Annotated in this window: 13 protein-coding genes; all 13 read left to right on the top strand. The window is 70.3% G+C overall.

The features are described 5' to 3' along the window. The first annotated feature begins 3 nt into the window (after window positions 1-3). The 13 genes from murD to dnaE all read left to right on the top strand — a co-directional run bounded on the left by murD (window position 4) and on the right by dnaE (window position 16,040). On the top strand, window positions 4-1,539 hold the full coding sequence (murD, locus tag KK097_RS11890) for a UDP-N-acetylmuramoyl-L-alanine--D-glutamate ligase (RefSeq protein WP_214544928.1): 1,536 nt from the start codon (window positions 4-6) through the stop codon (window positions 1,537-1,539). Then, a complete protein-coding gene (gene ftsW, locus KK097_RS11885) occupies window positions 1,502-2,767 on the top strand; it encodes a putative lipid II flippase FtsW (RefSeq protein ID WP_214544927.1) in 1,266 nt (421 codons plus the stop codon). Before murD ends, ftsW begins: the two co-directional genes overlap by 38 nt. Continuing rightward, a complete protein-coding gene (locus KK097_RS11880; protein WP_214544925.1) occupies window positions 2,764-3,885 on the top strand; it encodes a UDP-N-acetylglucosamine--N-acetylmuramyl-(pentapeptide) pyrophosphoryl-undecaprenol N-acetylglucosamine transferase in 1,122 nt (373 codons plus the stop codon). Before ftsW ends, KK097_RS11880 begins: the two co-directional genes overlap by 4 nt. Continuing rightward, window positions 3,882-5,303 (top strand): UDP-N-acetylmuramate--L-alanine ligase, encoded by a 1,422-nt coding sequence (gene murC / locus KK097_RS11875; RefSeq protein ID WP_214530825.1) that lies wholly within the window; start codon window positions 3,882-3,884, stop codon window positions 5,301-5,303. Before KK097_RS11880 ends, murC begins: the two co-directional genes overlap by 4 nt. Continuing rightward, a complete protein-coding gene (locus KK097_RS18705) occupies window positions 5,300-6,574 on the top strand; it encodes a cell division protein FtsQ/DivIB (RefSeq protein ID WP_214544924.1) in 1,275 nt (424 codons plus the stop codon). Before murC ends, KK097_RS18705 begins: the two co-directional genes overlap by 4 nt. A 169-nt stretch (window positions 6,575-6,743) precedes the next feature. Beyond that, window positions 6,744-7,904: a cell division protein FtsZ gene (gene ftsZ / locus KK097_RS11865; RefSeq protein ID WP_027465251.1), complete on the top strand. Its 1,161-nt coding sequence runs from the start codon at window positions 6,744-6,746 to the stop codon at window positions 7,902-7,904. Between the two features lie 7 nt (window positions 7,905-7,911). Next, window positions 7,912-8,634 (top strand): YggS family pyridoxal phosphate-dependent enzyme, encoded by a 723-nt coding sequence (locus KK097_RS11860; RefSeq protein WP_214544923.1) that lies wholly within the window; start codon window positions 7,912-7,914, stop codon window positions 8,632-8,634. A gap of 41 nt (window positions 8,635-8,675) precedes the next feature. Then, window positions 8,676-9,257, top strand: coding sequence for a cell division protein SepF (locus KK097_RS11855; protein ID WP_214530832.1), 582 nt, complete (start codon window positions 8,676-8,678; stop codon window positions 9,255-9,257). Window positions 9,258-9,324: 67 nt separating this feature from the next. Continuing rightward, window positions 9,325-9,615, top strand: a complete 291-nt coding sequence (locus KK097_RS11850) for a YggT family protein (RefSeq protein ID WP_214530851.1) — start codon at window positions 9,325-9,327, stop codon at window positions 9,613-9,615. Between the two features lie 182 nt (window positions 9,616-9,797). Next, entirely contained in the window at window positions 9,798-10,478 is a 681-nt protein-coding gene (locus tag KK097_RS11845; RefSeq protein ID WP_042537329.1) for a DivIVA domain-containing protein, read from the top strand. A 2-nt stretch (window positions 10,479-10,480) separates the two neighbouring features. Next, window positions 10,481-11,149, top strand: coding sequence for a signal peptidase II (lspA, locus tag KK097_RS11840; RefSeq protein WP_250896685.1), 669 nt, complete (start codon window positions 10,481-10,483; stop codon window positions 11,147-11,149). After that, on the top strand, window positions 11,146-12,075 hold the full coding sequence (locus KK097_RS11835; protein ID WP_307858408.1) for an RluA family pseudouridine synthase: 930 nt from the start codon (window positions 11,146-11,148) through the stop codon (window positions 12,073-12,075). The genes lspA and KK097_RS11835 overlap by 4 nt, the downstream gene beginning before the upstream one ends. 485 nt (window positions 12,076-12,560) lie before the next feature. Beyond that, window positions 12,561-16,040: a DNA polymerase III subunit alpha gene (dnaE, locus tag KK097_RS11830; protein ID WP_250893310.1), complete on the top strand. Its 3,480-nt coding sequence runs from the start codon at window positions 12,561-12,563 to the stop codon at window positions 16,038-16,040. Window positions 16,041-16,088: the final 48 nt, after the last annotated feature.

Raw genomic sequence — 16,088 nt, 5'->3', positions numbered from 1 at the left:
CCGGTGTCCTCGCCGTCCCGCCTCCAGTCCCTCGACAGCTGGTACTCCGAGGGGTGGAAGGGGCTCAACGTCGCCGTCCTCGGCCTCGGTGCCACCGGGTTCTCGGTCGCCGACACGCTCGTGGAACTCGGCAGCGAGGTGACGGTCTACTCGTCCGACGCCCCCGCCGACAGCGTCGAGCTGCTCGACGTGATCGGTGCCCGGTTCCTGCAGACGCCGCTCGACACCGTGCCGGACGCGCTCGTCGCGCAGGCACCGGACGTCGTGATCGTGTCGCCCGGCCTGCCCCCGCACAACCCGACCGTGCGGTGGTCGGTGGCGAACAGCACCGTCTGGGGCGACATCGAGCTCGCCTGGCGTGTGCGCGACAAGGTCGTCCGCGGTCCGGTCGCCGCGCCGTGGATCACGATCACGGGCACGAACGGCAAGACCACCACGACCCAGCTCACGACCGCCATGTACGAGGCCGGCGGCCTGCGCGCCGTCGCGTGCGGGAACATCGGCGTGCCGGTGCTCGACGTCGTCCGCGACCCGATCGGGTACGACGTGCTCGTCGTCGAGCTGTCGAGTCACCAGCTGCACTACGCGGCGACGTCCGGCGACGGCGCCGTCGTGCCGCTCGCGAGCGCCTGCCTGAACATCGCCGACGACCACCTCGAGTGGCACGGTTCCGCCGAGGCGTACCGCGCCGCGAAGGCCAAGGTCTACGAGCGCACCGTGATGGCGTGCGTGTACAACACCTCGGACGAGGTCACCCGGCAGATGGTGCAGGAGGCCGACGTGGTGGAGGGCTGCCGCGCGGTCGGCTTCACCCCCGGCGTCCCCGCCCCCGGCGACGTCGGCATCGTCGAGGACGTCCTGTGCGACCGGGCCTTCACCGAGGACCGACGCAACAGCGCACTCGAGCTGTCGACGATCGCCGACCTCGAGGCGGCCGGGCTCGCCAGCCCGCACATGACCATGAACGTGCTCGCCGCCGCCGCGCTCGCCCGCGCCGGCACCGTCCAGCCGAGCGCGATCCAGTCGGCCGTCCGGGCCTTCCGCGCCGACCACCACCGCACCGAGCTCGTGGCCCAGGCGGACGGCATCGCGTGGGTGGACGACTCCAAGGCCACGAACCCGCACGCAGCCACCGCGTCCCTGGCGTCCTTCGACACCGTCGTGTGGATCGTCGGCGGCCTGTTCAAGGGCGTGGACATCGACGGTCTGGTCGAGCGCTTCGGCCCCGGTGTCCGCGCCGTCGTGGTGATCGGCACCGACCGGACCCCGGTCCTCGAGGCATTCGCGCGACACGCGTCCACGGTCCCGGTGCTCCAGGTGGAGACGACGGACACTGATCAGGTCATGCGCGAGGCGATCCGGCATGCCGCATCGGTCGCGAGGCCGGGCGACACCGTCCTCCTCGCCCCGGCGGCGGCGTCGTTCGACCAGTTCGGCTCCTACGCCGACCGGGGGCAGCGTTTCGCGGCCGCGGTCAACGAGCACCTGGGAGGAGAAGTCGATGGCGACGACACCGACGGATCTTCCGAACAGCCGTAACGGCCGGAGCGCGTCGACCGCACGACGGACGAACGGCGCGATCGTCGCCGTCAAGAACGTCTTCGTCGCGGAGTCGAGCACCTTCTACACGATCCTCGGCGTCACGCTGTTCCTCGTCGTCTTCGGCGTCGTGATGGTGCTGTCCTCGTCGAGCGTCGAGGAGTACGCGGCGACCCACGACTTCTTCGGGGCGGCGTCCCGCCAGGGCCTGTACGCCGTGCTCGGCGTGCCGCTCATGCTCGTCGCCAGCCGGGTCCCGACCCGGATCTGGCGCAAGTGGGCCATGCGGCTGCTCGGCGCTGCGCTCGTGCTGCAGCTGCTCGTGTTCACCCCGCTCGGCATCGACATCCAGGGCAACCGGAACTGGATCGAGCTCGGTTCGTTCACCGCGCAGCCGTCCGAGGTCGTGAAGCTCGGTCTGGTGCTCGGCATCGGCGCGATCATCTACGTCAAGCGGGACAAGCTCGACGACTGGAAAGAGGTGTTCATCCCGATCGGGATCGCCTCGATGCTGTCGCTCGGGCTCGTCGTCCTCGGTGGCGACCAGGGCACCGCGATGGTCATGCTCATCCTGGTGTTCGGTGCGCTGTACATCGGCGGTGTCCGCGCCCGGCACCTGCTCGTCGGCCTCGCCGCGTTCGCCGTGCTGCTGCCGTTCGTGACGATGGCCTCGGCCTCGCGCTCCACCCGCATCAGCGCCTGGTTGTCCGGCTGCACCGACACGAGCCAGTACCAGGACATCTGCTGGCAGCCCGTCCACGGCATGTGGGCGCTCGCGTCCGGCGGCGTGTTCGGCGTCGGCCTCGGCAACTCGAAGGCCAAGTGGTCGTGGTTGCCCGAGGCGGACAACGACTACATCTTCGCCATCATCGGCGAGGAGCTCGGTCTGATCGGCGCCGTCGTCGTGCTCAGCCTGTTCGTGGTGCTCGCCGTCGGCATGATCAAGATCATCCGGCAGTCCCGCGACCCGTTCGTGAAGACCGTCACCGGTGGCGTCCTGGCGTGGATCATCGGGCAGGCGCTCATCAACATCGCCGTCGTCCTGGGCCTGCTGCCGGTGCTCGGCGTCCCACTCCCACTCATCTCGGCCGGTGGTTCGGCCCTCATCATGACCCTGGTGGCGATCGGCGTCGTGCTCTCCTTCGCCCGTGACCTGCCCGGCAAGAACGACCCCGGCCTGACGAACGCCCCACTCGGCCGGACCTCCACGAACGGATCACTGCGGTGAGCAAGTACCTCTTCGCCGGCGGCGGCACCGCCGGTCACGTCAACCCCCTGCTCGCCGTCGCCGATCGGCTGACCGAGCGCGAGCCCGACGCCGAGGTGCTCGTGCTGGGCACCGCCGAGGGCCTGGAGTCCCGCCTCGTCCCGATGCGCGGGTACGAGCTGCTGACGATCCCGCGGCTGCCCTTCCCGCGCAAGCTGAACGGCGCCGCCCTGCGCTTCCCGCAGCGCTTCGCCGCGGCCGTCAAGCGGACCGAGCAGATCATCCGCGACCACGAGATCGAGGTGGTGCTCGGCGTCGGCGGCTACGCGGCTGCCCCGGCGTACATCGCCGCGCGCCGCACCGGCACCCCGATCGTCGTGCACGAGCAGAACGCGAAGCCCGGGCTGGCGAACCGCCTCGCAGCGTTCCTCACCGAGCACGTCGGGCTGACCTTCTCGAACACGCGTCTGCGTCACGGCCGCGTCGTCGGCATGCCGCTCCGTCGTGAGATCGAGTCGCTCGACCGCCGTGCCTCCCGGGCCGAGGGCCTTGCCGAGTTCGGGCTCGACCCGGACCGTCCGGTGCTGCTCGTGACCGGCGGGTCCTCCGGAGCCCGGAGCATCAACCGGACCATCAACACGTCCGCCGCCACGATCGTGGGTGCCGGCTGGCAGGTGCTGCACGTCGTGGGTGCCGCGTCGGACATCGGTCCGAGCGACCTCGACGGCTACCACGTGCTGCCGTACTGCGACCGGATGGACCTGGCGTACGCGGCGAGCGACTTCGTCGTCTCCCGCTCCGGCGCCGGGATGGTGTGCGAACTGACGGCCGTCGGGCTGCCGAGCGTGCTCGTGCCGTACCCCGTCGGCAACGGCGAGCAGCGCCACAACGCGAAGGACGTCGTCGACGCCGGGGGAGCCGTCCTGGTGGCCGACGGGGAATTCGACCAGGACTGGGTGACGTTCCAGCTGCTGACGATCCTGCAGGACCGGTCCCGCATCGCGGACATGACCGTGCGCTCGGGCAGCGTCGGCCACCGCGAGGGCGCCGACCGGATGACCGACCTCGTCCTCGACGCCGCGAAGCCGGCACCCGCGCGGTCCGACCCGGACAGCGCCAGCACCACGGAGGAACCATGACCATCAAGCCGGACCTGACCCAGCCGATCCCGGACGACCTCGGCACGGTGCACTTCGTCGGGATCGGTGGCTCCGGCATGAGCGGCATCGCCCGGATGTTCCTCGCCGCCGGGCACCGCGTCACGGGCAGCGACTCCCGCGAGACCGCGACCACCGAGGCGATGCGTGACCTCGGCGCGACGGTGCACATCGGGCACGACGCCGCGAACGTCGGGCAGGCCGACACGATCGTCGTCACCAGCGCCCTCTGGCCGGACAACCCCGAGCTCCTCGAGGCGCAGCGCCGCGGCCTGCCGGTCCTGCACCGCTCGCAGGCCCTCGCCGCCCTGATCGCCGAGCACCGCCTCGTCGCGGTCGCCGGTGCGCACGGCAAGACCACCTCGACCGGGATGATCGTCACCGCGATGGTCGAGCTCGGCCTCGACCCGAGCTTCGTCAACGGCGGCGTCATCCAGTCCCTCGGCACCAGCTCGGCCCCGGGGTCGAGCGACCTCTTCGTGGTCGAGGCCGACGAGTCCGACGGCTCCTTCCTGCTCTACGACGTCGCCGTGGCCCTGGTCACCAACGTCGACGCCGACCACCTGGACCACTACGGCAGCGAGGAGGCCTTCACCGAGGCCTTCGTCGAGTTCGCCGCGAAGGCGAGCGAGCGCGTGGTCATCTCGAGCGACGACGCCGGCGCGAAGACGGTCACGGCCGGCATCCGCCAGCGCCCGGACGCGCCGGAGATCGTGACGTTCGGCGAGGCCGTCGACGCCGACGTCCGCATCGAGTCGATCACCGAGTCCGCCGGCGTCGAGGTCGACTTCCGCGCAGGTGGCGAGGCGCACCACCTGACCCTGCGCGTGCCCGGACGGCACAACGCGATCAACGCGGTCGGCGCCTTCGCGGTCCTCACCGGTCTCGGGGTCGCCCCCGCCGACGCGATCCGCGGGCTCGAGGCCTTCGGCGGCACCCAGCGCCGCTTCGAGCTGCACGGTGTCGAGCGCGGGGTCTCGGTCTACGACGACTACGCACACCACCCGACCGAGGTCGCCGCCGCGCTCAAGGCTGCCCGCAACGTCGTCGGTGACGGCCGCATCATCGCCATCCACCAGCCGCACCTGTACTCGCGCACCCGCCTGATGGCCGGCGACTTCGCGAAGGTCTACGAGGAGCTCGCCGACCACACGGTCGTGCTCGACGTGTACGGCGCCCGTGAAGACCCGGAGCCCGGCGTGACCGGCGCCCTGGTGCAGGAGCGGTTCGCCGACCAGTCGCGGGTGGAGTTCCTCCCGGACTGGGACGAGGCAGCGGCCCGCGCGGCCGCGGTCGCCCGGGATGGCGACATCATCATGACGCTCAGCTGCGGCGACGTGTACCGGATCATCCCGCAGGTGCTCGGCGCCCTGGGCACCGACGGAGCGTCGTCCCGGTGAAGCGCCCGGAGGGGTTCGACGAGGGGGACGCCCGCAGGGACGTCCCGGCCGAGGGTGCCGAAGCGCCCCGGCAGCGTCGTGGTCCCTCGAAGCCGCGGCTGCCGTTCCGCGGACGGGTCGCGGACGACCGGGAGGCCCGTCCCGCGTCCGCCCCGGAGGCTCCGCTCGACGAGACGGTCGAGCCCACCCCCGCCGACCAGCCGGACCCCGACACCTCCGGTTCGCACCGTGACCGCGTCGGCGCCCTCGCCGGTGCGGCCGGCCGTCGGTTCGGTGCCGGGCTCGGCGTCGTCGCCGACCGGCTCCGCGAGTACACGCCGAACGAGGACCACCGGGACCCGGAGGCCGACCGACGCGACGCGGAACGACGCGCCGCCACGAGCGGTGGAGCCGACCACGACGCGACGGTGACCGACGTGCTCGACGCGGGTGGGGCCTCCCGGCCGGACCCCCACGCGGAAGCGCCCATCGGCGCCCGGGTGCGGGCGGCGGAAACCGCGCGCGAGGCGCGGATCGCGAAGCGCCGACGCCGGTTGCTCGAGCGCGCCGAGGTCCGCCGCTTCACGCGGCGCAGTCGGCACCGGCGTGCGGCCTGGACCACGGCGGCGAGCGTCGTCCTGGTGCTCGGGGTCTCGATCCTCGTCGCGGTGTTCTCACCGCTGATGGCGCTCCGCACGATCGAGGTGAAGGGCACGAACCGCGTCGACGAGGCGGCCCTGCGGCAGGCCCTGTCCGACCAGATCGGCACTCCGCTCGCGCGGCTCGACTTCGACGCGATCAAGCGTGACGTCGCCGGGTTCCCGCTCATCGAGAGCTACGTGACCGAAGAGGCGCCGCCGCACACGCTGGTCCTCACCGTGACCGAGCGCACGCCGGTCGTCGCGGTGCGCTCCGGCAGCACGTTCGACCTGGTCGACCCGGCCGGCATCGTCGTGCAGTCGTCGCCGAAGCGGCCCGCCTCGATGCCGCTCGCCGACATCGGCCGTGCCCGCCTGGGATCCTCGAGCTTCCGCACCATGACCGAGGTCGTGCTGGCGCTGCCGTCGACCGTGCGGTCCCAGGTGACGCGGGTCGCGGGTTCGACGGCGGACGACGTGACCCTGACCCTGAAGGACGGTTCGACCGTCGTGTGGGGGAACCCGGACGAGTCCGACGCGAAGGCCGCGCTGCTCGCGGCGCTGGTCAAGGACCACCGGGCGCGGAACCCCGGCGTCGTGGTCGAGTACGACGTCTCGTCGCCGGACAACGGCGTGATCCGCGCGAAGGACTGACGCGTGTCCGCGGCGGAGATCGAATTGCGCCACCTGATCGGCGACACGCGGCGTGGCGGGGCGACACTGCGCCGAACGCACCCGTAGCGTCGGAGCCAGCACCACATCTACCAGCATTGCCCCTGAACTTCAAGTAGAGGTTGAGGGTTCTACCGGAGGCCTGACTGACGTGACCACGAACCACAACTACCTCGCCGTCATCAAGGTCGTCGGTGTCGGCGGCGGCGGCGTCAACGCCGTCAACCGCATGATCGAGCTCGGTCTCCGTGGGGTCGAGTTCATCGCGATCAACACCGACGCCCAGGCGCTGCTGCTCAGCGACGCCGACGTCAAGCTCGATGTCGGCCGCGAGATCACCCGCGGCCTCGGTGCCGGCGCGGACCCCGAGGTCGGCCGTCGTGCCGCCGAGGACCACGCCGAGGAGATCGAAGAGGCGCTGGCCGGCGCCGACATGGTGTTCGTCACCGCTGGTGAGGGCGGTGGCACCGGCACCGGCGGCGCACCGGTCGTCGCGCGCATCGCGAAGTCCATCGGCGCACTGACCATCGGCGTCGTCACGAAGCCCTTCAGCTTCGAGGGCAAGCGTCGCCAGTCCCAGGCCGAGAACGGCGTCGCGGGCCTCAAGGACGAGGTCGACACGCTCATCGTCGTCCCGAACGACCGCCTGCTCGAGATCAGCGACCGCGGCATCTCCATGGTCGAGGCCTTCGCCACGGCCGACCAGGTGCTCCTGGCCGGTGTGCAGGGCATCACCGACCTGATCACGACCCCGGGCCTGATCAACCTCGACTTCGCCGACGTGAAGAGCGTCATGCAGGGTGCCGGTTCCGCACTCATGGGCATCGGCTCGTCCCGCGGAGCCGACCGTGCGATCAAGGCGGCCGAGCTGGCCGTCGCGTCGCCGCTGCTCGAGGCCTCGATCGACGGTGCGCACGGCGTGCTGCTGTCGATCCAGGGTGGCTCGAACCTCGGCATCTTCGAGATCAACGACGCCGCGCGTCTGGTGCAGGAAGCCGTGCACCCCGAGGCGAACATCATCTTCGGCGCGGTCATCGACGACACCCTGGGCGACGAGGTCCGCGTGACCGTCATCGCCGCGGGCTTCGACGGCGGCGAGCCGGCGCAGCAGCAGAAGGAACGTCGCTCGAGCTACGTCGACCCGGAGTCGAGCGCCGCGGCGCCCGTCGCCGCCTCGACCGGCGCGATCGAGGACTCCACCACGTCGAGCCCGTCCTGGGCCTCGCAGGAGCACCAGCCGCCGGTGCAGCGCGCCGCTGACCCGGCGTTCGACGACGACGACGAGCTCGACGTCCCCGACTTCCTGAAGTAACCCACCCTTGGTAGCCGACACGCGCCTCCAGGCCTCGTCTCACGACGACGGACTGGAGGCGCGCGTCGCGTCCGTCCGGAGCGGCATCGCCGACGCGGCGCGCGCTGCAGGGCGTTCACCCGACGAGCTCACGCTCGTCGTCGTCACGAAGTACCACCCGGCGTCGCTCGTGCGCGAGCTTGCCGCACTCGGTGTGACGGACGTGGGGGAGAACCGCCACCAGGAGGCGCAGGCGAAGGCCGCCGAACTGGCGGACCTCGGCCTGACCTGGCACTTCGTCGGGCAGCTGCAGTCGAAGAAGGCCCGGCAGGCCCGGCGGTACGCCCACGTCGTGCAGTCGCTCGACCGGACCTCCGTGGTGGATGCCTTCGCGCCGACCGAGGCCGAGCCGGAGCCGCCGGTCATCGACGGGTTCGTGCAGGTGAACCTGACCGACGACCCCGGACGCGGCGGTGTACAGCCCGACGACGTCGAGGCGATGGCCGTGCGTGTGCTCGAGACCGGCACCGTCCGGCTGCGGGGTGTGATGGCCGTCGCACCCCTCGACGAGGAGCCCCGAGCCACCTTCGCCCGACTCCGCTCGATCTCCGAACGGGTCGTGGCACTCGAGCCCGGCGCGACCGACATCTCCGCCGGCATGAGCGGGGACTACGCCGAGGCGATCCTCGAGGGCGCGACACACCTGCGGATCGGCACCGCAATCACGGGAAACCGGCCGCTCGCACCCTAGCCTCGTTGCAGGGCACCACGAGCACGAACCCCGGAGGAACCATGGCCAACCCGCTGAAGAAGACGATGGTCTACCTCGGCCTCGCCGATGAGGAACTCGACTACGAGGACGAGCAGCAGGCCGAGCCCGCGCGCCAGCAGGCAGCCCCTGCTCGCCAGGCCGCAGCGGCTGCTCCGGCACCTGCGGAACCGCAGGAGGCTCCCGCAGCAGCAGCCCCGGCGGCCGCTCCCGCCGCGGCGCCGGCCCCCACCAAGACGCACACCCACCAGCGCGGCGCCCAGGTCACTCCGCTCCGCCGCTCGCACACGACCGCACAGAAGGCGACCCCGGTCCAGGAAATGAACGAGATCCTCACCGTCCACCCGCGCGAGTACAAGGACGCCCAGTCCATCGCCGAGAGCTTCCGCGACGGGATCCCCGTCATCATCAACCTCTCGCAGATGACCGAGGGCGACGCCCGCCGCATGATCGACTTCGCCTCGGGGCTGTCGCTCGGCCTCTACGGCAAGATCGAGCGCGTCACGAACAAGGTCTTCCTCCTGTCGCCGGCGCACGTCGCAGTGAGTGGTGAGCCCGCTGAGGTAGAGTCCGACATCGAGGCGAACTTCTTCGCCCAGTCCTGAGCCGTACCGGCCCACCCGCCCGTGAGGGCCGTCGCAGCACGGCCTTCGCCCGAGACGAGCGAGCCCCATCGTGTCCGCGATCTTCACGATCCTGTACTTCCTCCTCCTGCTCTACTTCTTCACGATGTGGGGGCGGTTCGCCCTCGACCTCGTGCAGAGCTTCAACCGGTCCTGGCGACCGCGCGGGGGGATGCTCGTGGTGTCCGAGTTCGTCTACACGGTCACCGATCCGCCCATCCGCGCGGTCCGACGGGTCCTCCCGCCGCTCCGTCTGGGCCCGGTGGCGCTCGACTTCGGCTGGACGATCGTGATGCTCGTGGTCATCATCGCGATGTCGATCGTCCGGACCATCATCTAGTCGCGGCCATCCGCGACGCGCCACGCCAGGGGCGTGGTCACGGTTCCGCCCCATCGTCGGTGTACGGTGGTCGGGATCGATGCTCGCTCCGGCGGCGCATCCGCACCGCACGGCTCGACTGGTAGATTCGGTCGGACCGCACGCGGTTCCACACGTTCAGCAGTTCTATTGAGGTGACGGCAATGGCTTTGACGCCGGAAGACGTAGTCAACAAGCGGTTCCAGCCGACGAAGTTCCGCGAGGGCTACGACCAGGACGAGGTCGACGACTTCCTCGACGAGGTCGTGGTCGAGCTCCGTCGCCTGACCGCGGAGAACGACGAGCTCCGCCAGCGCCTGCAGGCGGCCGAGTCGGCCCCGCAGTCGGCGCAGGCCGAGCAGCCCGCTCCGGCGGCCGAGCCGGAGCCCACGCCGGCCCCGGTCGAGGCAGCACCGGAGCCCGCTCCGGTCGCCGCCGCGGCACCGGCCACGACGGTCCCCGCCGACGAGGACACCGAGGGCACCACGAACCTCCTGACCCTGGCGCGTCGTCTCCACGAGGAGCACGTCCGCGAGGGCATCGAGAAGCGCGACGCGCTCATCGCCGAGGGCACCGCCCAGGCGGCTCGCCTGGTCTCCGAGGCCGAGGCGAAGCAGCGCCAGATCATCGCCGACACCGAGAACACGAACCGTCAGCGTGTCGCGGTGCTCGAGCAGGAGCAGCGCCAGCTCGAGGGCAAGATCGACGAGCTCCGGACCTTCGAGCGCGACTACCGTGCGCAGCTCAAGAGCTACATCCAGGGGCAGCTCTCCGAGCTCGACTCCTCGGGCGAGCAGTCCGGTCTCACCCCGGCGCCGGCTTCGGCGCAGGGCTTCGGCAACTGACGTTGTCGCGACCAGCATCACGAGCGAAGGTCAGTGTCCGCGCGATCGCGGCACTGGCCTTCGCCGCTGTCGTGGTGGTGGCGTTCGACCAGGTCGCCAAGACGCTGGTCGTCGCGAACCTGCCGTACGGCACCCCCGTCCCGGTCCTCGGTGGGGCGTTGCAGTTCCTGTACGTCCGGAACCCGGGGGCCGCATTCTCGTTCGCGGTGAACATGACCTGGGTGTTCTCGGTCATCTCGGCTGCGGTCGTCGTCGCGATCATCGTGTACTCGCGTCGCATCCGCTCGATGTGGTGGGCGATCGTGCTCGGCATGCTGCTCGGCGGCGCGCTCGGCAACCTGCTCGACCGGCTCTTCCGTGAGCCGGGCTTCGGCCGTGGCCACGTCGTGGACTTCATCTCGACGCCGTGGATGATGCCGGCGATCTACAACGTCGCCGACTCCTTCATCTGCATCAGCATGGTGGTCTTCGTGCTGCTGGTGATCCTCGGCGTGAACCTCGACGGCACCCGCACGCTCTCGGCCAAGCGCCGGGCGCAGCTCGACGCGGCGGAGCCGCTCGACGGTGGGGCCGCGTTCTCGTCGACCGATGCGGCTCTCGACGAGCCGACTCGCGCCTCCAGGCTGGACGACCGCGACCGTCGCGACACGCTGGGCCACGACGCCACGTGAGCGAATCGCGTTCTCTTCCCGTGCCCGACGGGCTCGCCGGTGAGCGCGTCGACGCCGCCATCGCGAAGCTCCTCGGGTTCAGCCGGTCGTTCGCGGCCGACGTCGTCGCGGCCGGTGGCGTCCGCGTCGACGGTGTGCCCGTCGAGAAGTCCGACCGGCTGCACGCCGATTCCTGGCTCGAGGTCGAGTGGACGCCCAAGGAGCCGCCGCGCATCGTGCCGGCGTCCGTTCCCGGCATGACGATCGTCCACGACGACGAGGACATCGTCGTGGTGGACAAGCCCGTCGGAGTCGCTGCGCACCCCTCGCCGGGGTGGGACGGCCCGACCGTGCCCGGGGGCCTCGCCGCCGCCGGCTTCACCATCGCGACCTCCGGCGCCGCTGAACGCGCCGGGATCGTGCACCGCCTCGACGTCGGCACGTCCGGCCTGATGGTCGTCGCGAAGACCGAGTTGGCGTACACGCACCTCAAGCGGGCGTTCAAGGAGCGCACGGTCGAGAAGGTCTACCACGCACTCGCGCAGGGCCACCCGGACCCGACCTCCGGGACCATCGACGCACCCATCGGTCGACACCCGTCGAGCGACTGGAAGTTCGCGGTCACCTCGGAGGGCAAGCCGAGCGTCACCCATTACGCGACGCTCGAGGCCTTCCGCTCCGCGACCCTGCTCGAGGTGCACCTGGAGACCGGGCGCACCCACCAGATCCGGGTGCACATGGCGGCGACACGCCACCCGCTCGTCGGGGACACGATGTACGGCGCCGACCCGGTGCTCGCGGCCGAACTCGGGCTGACACGCCAGTGGCTCGACGCCGTCCGGCTGGGCTTCGCCCACCCGCGGACGGGGGAGCGGGTGTCGTTCGAGGCGCAGTACCCCGCCGACCTGCAGGCCGCACTCGAGCAGATCCGGAGCGCGTCCGTCTGACGCGCCCGGGCGCTTGCGCCGAGTGGGCACGAACTGTCAGGTGCGGCGCCGCCAGGTGACACTTTCTGCACCCGCCGCGGCTCGTATGCGGCGTGTCCTGCCCTCTCGGCGCCGCGACCCGCTGCCGGCCTGGAGGCGCGGTGTGGCCCCGCCCCGCGCCTGGCGTCCGGCACGCCCGGGCGCTTGCGCCGAGGGGGCACGAACTGTCGGCTGCGGCGCCGCCAGGCGACGCTTTCCGCACCCGCCGCGGCTCGTGTGCGGCGTGTCCTGCCCTCTCGGCGGCGCGCCGCGCGCGTGTCGCGACCCGCTGCCGGCCTGGAGGCGCGGTGCGGCCCCGCCCCGCGCCTGACGTCCGCCCCGACGCGCGCGGGAATGTGGGCGGCCGCGGTTAGGCTGTTCCCACCCCGAAGCAGACCGTACGAACCGGAGGTTCCGTGTCGGATTCCGACTCCTTCGTCCACCTGCACGTGCACAGCGAGTACTCGATGCTCGACGGTGCCGCCAGGCTCTCCGACCTCGTGGCGGAGACCGCCGCGCAGGGCATGCCCGCCGTGGCGGTGACCGACCACGGCAACATGTTCGGCGCGTTCGAGTTCTGGAAGGCCGCGAAGGCCGGCGGCGTCAAACCGATCATCGGGACCGAGGCGTACATCACGCCCCGCACACACCGCTCGGACAAGACCCGCGTCCGCTGGGGCGACGGCGGCGGCGATGACGTGTCCGGTGCTGGCTCGTACACGCACATGACGATGTTCGCCGAGAACACGACGGGCATGCACAACCTGTTCCGGCTGTCGTCGAAGGCGTCGCTCGAGGGCTACTACTTCAAGCCCCGCATGGACATCGAGCTCCTGCAGGAGTACCACGAGGGCATCATCGCTACGACGGGCTGCCCCTCGGGGGAGATCCAGACGCGCCTGCGCCTCGGCCAGTACGACGAAGCCGTCCAGGCCGCGGCGGACTACCGCGACATCTTCGGCAAGGAGAACTACTTCGCCGAGGTCATGGACCACGGCCTCGAGATCGAACGCCGGATCATGAGCGACCTGATCCGTCTGGCGAAGGACCTCGACATCCCGCTCGTCGGCACGAACGACCTGCACTACACACACGCCCACGACGCCAAGTCGCATGCGGCCCTGCTCTGCGTGCAGTCCGGCTCGACCCTGAACGACCCGAACCGCTTCAAGTTCGACGCCGACGAGTTCTACCTGAAGACCCCGGCGCAGATGCGGCACGTCTTCCGCGACAACCTCGAGGCCTGCGACAACACGCTGCTCATCGCGGAACGCTGCAACGTCGAGTTCGACACCTCGGCGAACTACATGCCGAAGTTCCCGGTGCCCGAGGGCGAGACCGAGCACTCCTGGTTCGAGAAAGAGGTCGCGAAGGGGCTGGAGTACCGGTACCCGGGCGGCGTCTCGAAAGAGGTCCAGGACCGTGCCGACTACGAGGTCGGCATCATCAACCAGATGGGCTTCCCCGGCTACTTCCTCGTGGTCGCGGACTTCATCAACTGGTCGAAGAACAACGGCATCCGCGTCGGTCCGGGGCGTGGCTCCGGTGCCGGCTCGATGGTGGCGTACGCGATGCGCATCACCGACCTCGACCCGATCCGGCACGGCCTGATCTTCGAGCGGTTCCTCAACCCGGACCGCGTCTCGATGCCCGACTTCGACGTCGACTTCGACGACCGGCGCCGCGGTGAGGCGATCAAGTACGTCACCGAGAAGTACGGCTCGGAGCGCGTCGCGCAGATCGTCACGTACGGCACGATCAAGGCGAAGCAGGCGCTCAAGGACTCCTCGCGTGTCCTCGGGTTCCCGTTCGGCATGGGCGAGAAGCTCACCAAGGCGATGCCGCCGCCCGTGATGGGCAAGGACATCCCGCTCACCGGGATCTTCGACAAGGACCACCCGCGCTACAAGGAAGCGGTCGACGTCCGCACCGTGGTCGAGACGGACCCCGAGGCGAAGACCGTCTTCGACACCGCGCTCGGGCTCGAGGGGCTGAAGCGCCAGTGGGGCGTGCACGCGGCCGGCGTCATCATGTCGAGCGACCCGCTCATCGACATCATCCCGATCATGAAGCGGGAGCAGGACGGCCAGATCGTCACGCAGTTCGACTACCCGGCAGCGGAGTCGCTCGGCCTGATCAAGATGGACTTCCTGGGGCTCCGGAACCTCACGATCATCAGTGACGCCCTCGAGAACATCAAGACGAACCGGGGGATCGACCTCGACCTCGAGACCATGGGGCTCGAGGACCCCGAGGCGTACGCGCTCCTGCAGCGCGGCGACACGCTCGGCGTGTTCCAGCTCGACGGCGGGCCGATGCGTGGGCTCCTGCGCCTGATGAAGCCCGACAACTTCGAGGACATCTCCGCGCTCATCGCCCTGTACCGTCCGGGCCCCATGGGTGCGAACTCGCACACCAACTACGCGCTGCGCAAGAACGGCGAGCAGCCGATCACGCCGATCCACCCGGAGCTCGAAGAGCCCCTGAAGGACATCATCGGCACGACCTACGGCCTGATCATCTACCAGGAGCAGGTCATGGCCATCGCGCAGAAGGTCGCCGGGTTCTCCCTCGGCCAGGCGGACATCCTCCGCCGCGCGATGGGCAAGAAGAAGAAGTCCGAGCTCGACAAGCAGTACGCGGGCTTCCAGCAGGGCATGAAGGACAACGGGTACTCCGACGCGGCGATCAAGACGCTGTGGGACATCCTGCTGCCGTTCTCCGACTACGCGTTCAACAAGGCGCACTCCGCGGCGTACGGCGTGGTGTCCTTCTGGACCGCGTACCTCAAGGCCCACTACCCGGCCGAGTACATGGCCGCCCTGCTGACCTCGGTTGGCGACGCCCGGGACAAGCTCGCCCTGTACCTCAACGAGTGCCGCCGGATGGGCATCAAGGTCATGCCGCCGGACGTCAACGAGTCGATCGGCTTCTTCGCCGCCGTCGGTGACGACATCCGCTTCGGCATGGGCGCGATCCGCAATGTCGGGTTCAACGTCGTCGACGACATCGTGAAGGCCCGGACCGAGAAGGGCGCCTTCGAGTCCTTCCACGACTTCCTGCGCAAGATCCCGATCTCCTCTGCGAACAAGCGCACGGTCGAGTCGCTCATCAAGGCGGGTGCCTTCGACGAGTTCGGGGACACCCGACGCGCCCTGGTGGAGATCCACGAGGGCGCCGTCGAGGGCGCGGTCAAGGTCAAGCGCGACGAGGCCCACGGCAATGTCGGCTTCGACTTCGACTCGCTCTTCGCCGAGGCCGCGGAAGACGCCCCGAGCGCCGCGGTGTCCCAGGTGCCGGACCGCCCGGAGTGGTCCAAGCGCGACAAACTGGCGTTCGAGCGGGACATGCTCGGCCTCTACGTGTCCGACCACCCGCTCGCCGGGCTCGAGATCGAACTCGCGAAGCACCAGTCGATCACCATCGCCGACCTGCTGACCGCCGACGACTCGATCGAGGGCGAGACGGTCACCGTCGCCGGCCTGCTGACGAGCGTGCAGCACCGGGTGGCGAAGACGAGCGGCAACCCGTACGGCATCGTCGACATCGAGGACTTCGGCGGCCAGATCGGCGTGATGTTCCTGGGCAAGACGTACCAGGAGTTCGGCCCGTCCCTGGTCCCCGACTCGATCGTCGTCCTGCGCGGTCGCGTCAACGTCCGCGACGACGGCAAGGCCCTGCACGCGGTGAGCATGTTCCAGCCGAACGTCGGCGACGCGATGGGCTCCGGCCCGCTCACCCTGTCCCTGCCCGAACGCCAGGCCACGACGACCACGGTGACGGAACTCGCCGCCGTGCTCGGCCGCCACCAGGGCGACACCGAGGTCCGGCTGAAGCTGCTCAAGGACGACGTCGCGCGCACCTTCGAACTGCCCTTCCCGGTCAACCTCACGCCCGACCTGTTCGGCGAACTGAAGAGCCTGCTCGGACCGCGCTGCCTGGTGTAGCGACGGACCACGGCCGGAGGGGAGAGCCGCCGGCGACCACGAGGCCTC

The organism is Curtobacterium flaccumfaciens, from assembly GCF_018598405.1.
Classification (GTDB): domain Bacteria; phylum Actinomycetota; class Actinomycetes; order Actinomycetales; family Microbacteriaceae; genus Curtobacterium; species Curtobacterium aurantiacum.
Note: the sequence above shows the minus strand (reverse complement) of the source record. Positions and strands in the feature narration are given on the sequence as shown.

Excerpts from the sequence above, each read along its gene's own strand:
- murC (WP_214530825.1), top strand. The coding sequence starts at position 3,882 with ATGACCATCAAGCCGGACCTGACCCAGCCGATCCCGGACGACCTCGGC.
- ftsW (WP_214544927.1), top strand. The coding sequence starts at position 1,502 with ATGGCGACGACACCGACGGATCTTCCGAACAGCCGTAACGGCCGGAGC.
- dnaE (WP_250893310.1), top strand. The coding sequence starts at position 12,561 with ATGCTCGACGGTGCCGCCAGGCTCTCCGACCTCGTGGCGGAGACCGCC.
- KK097_RS11845 (WP_042537329.1), top strand. The coding sequence starts at position 9,798 with ATGGCTTTGACGCCGGAAGACGTAGTCAACAAGCGGTTCCAGCCGACG.
- KK097_RS11855 (WP_214530832.1), top strand. The coding sequence starts at position 8,676 with ATGGCCAACCCGCTGAAGAAGACGATGGTCTACCTCGGCCTCGCCGAT.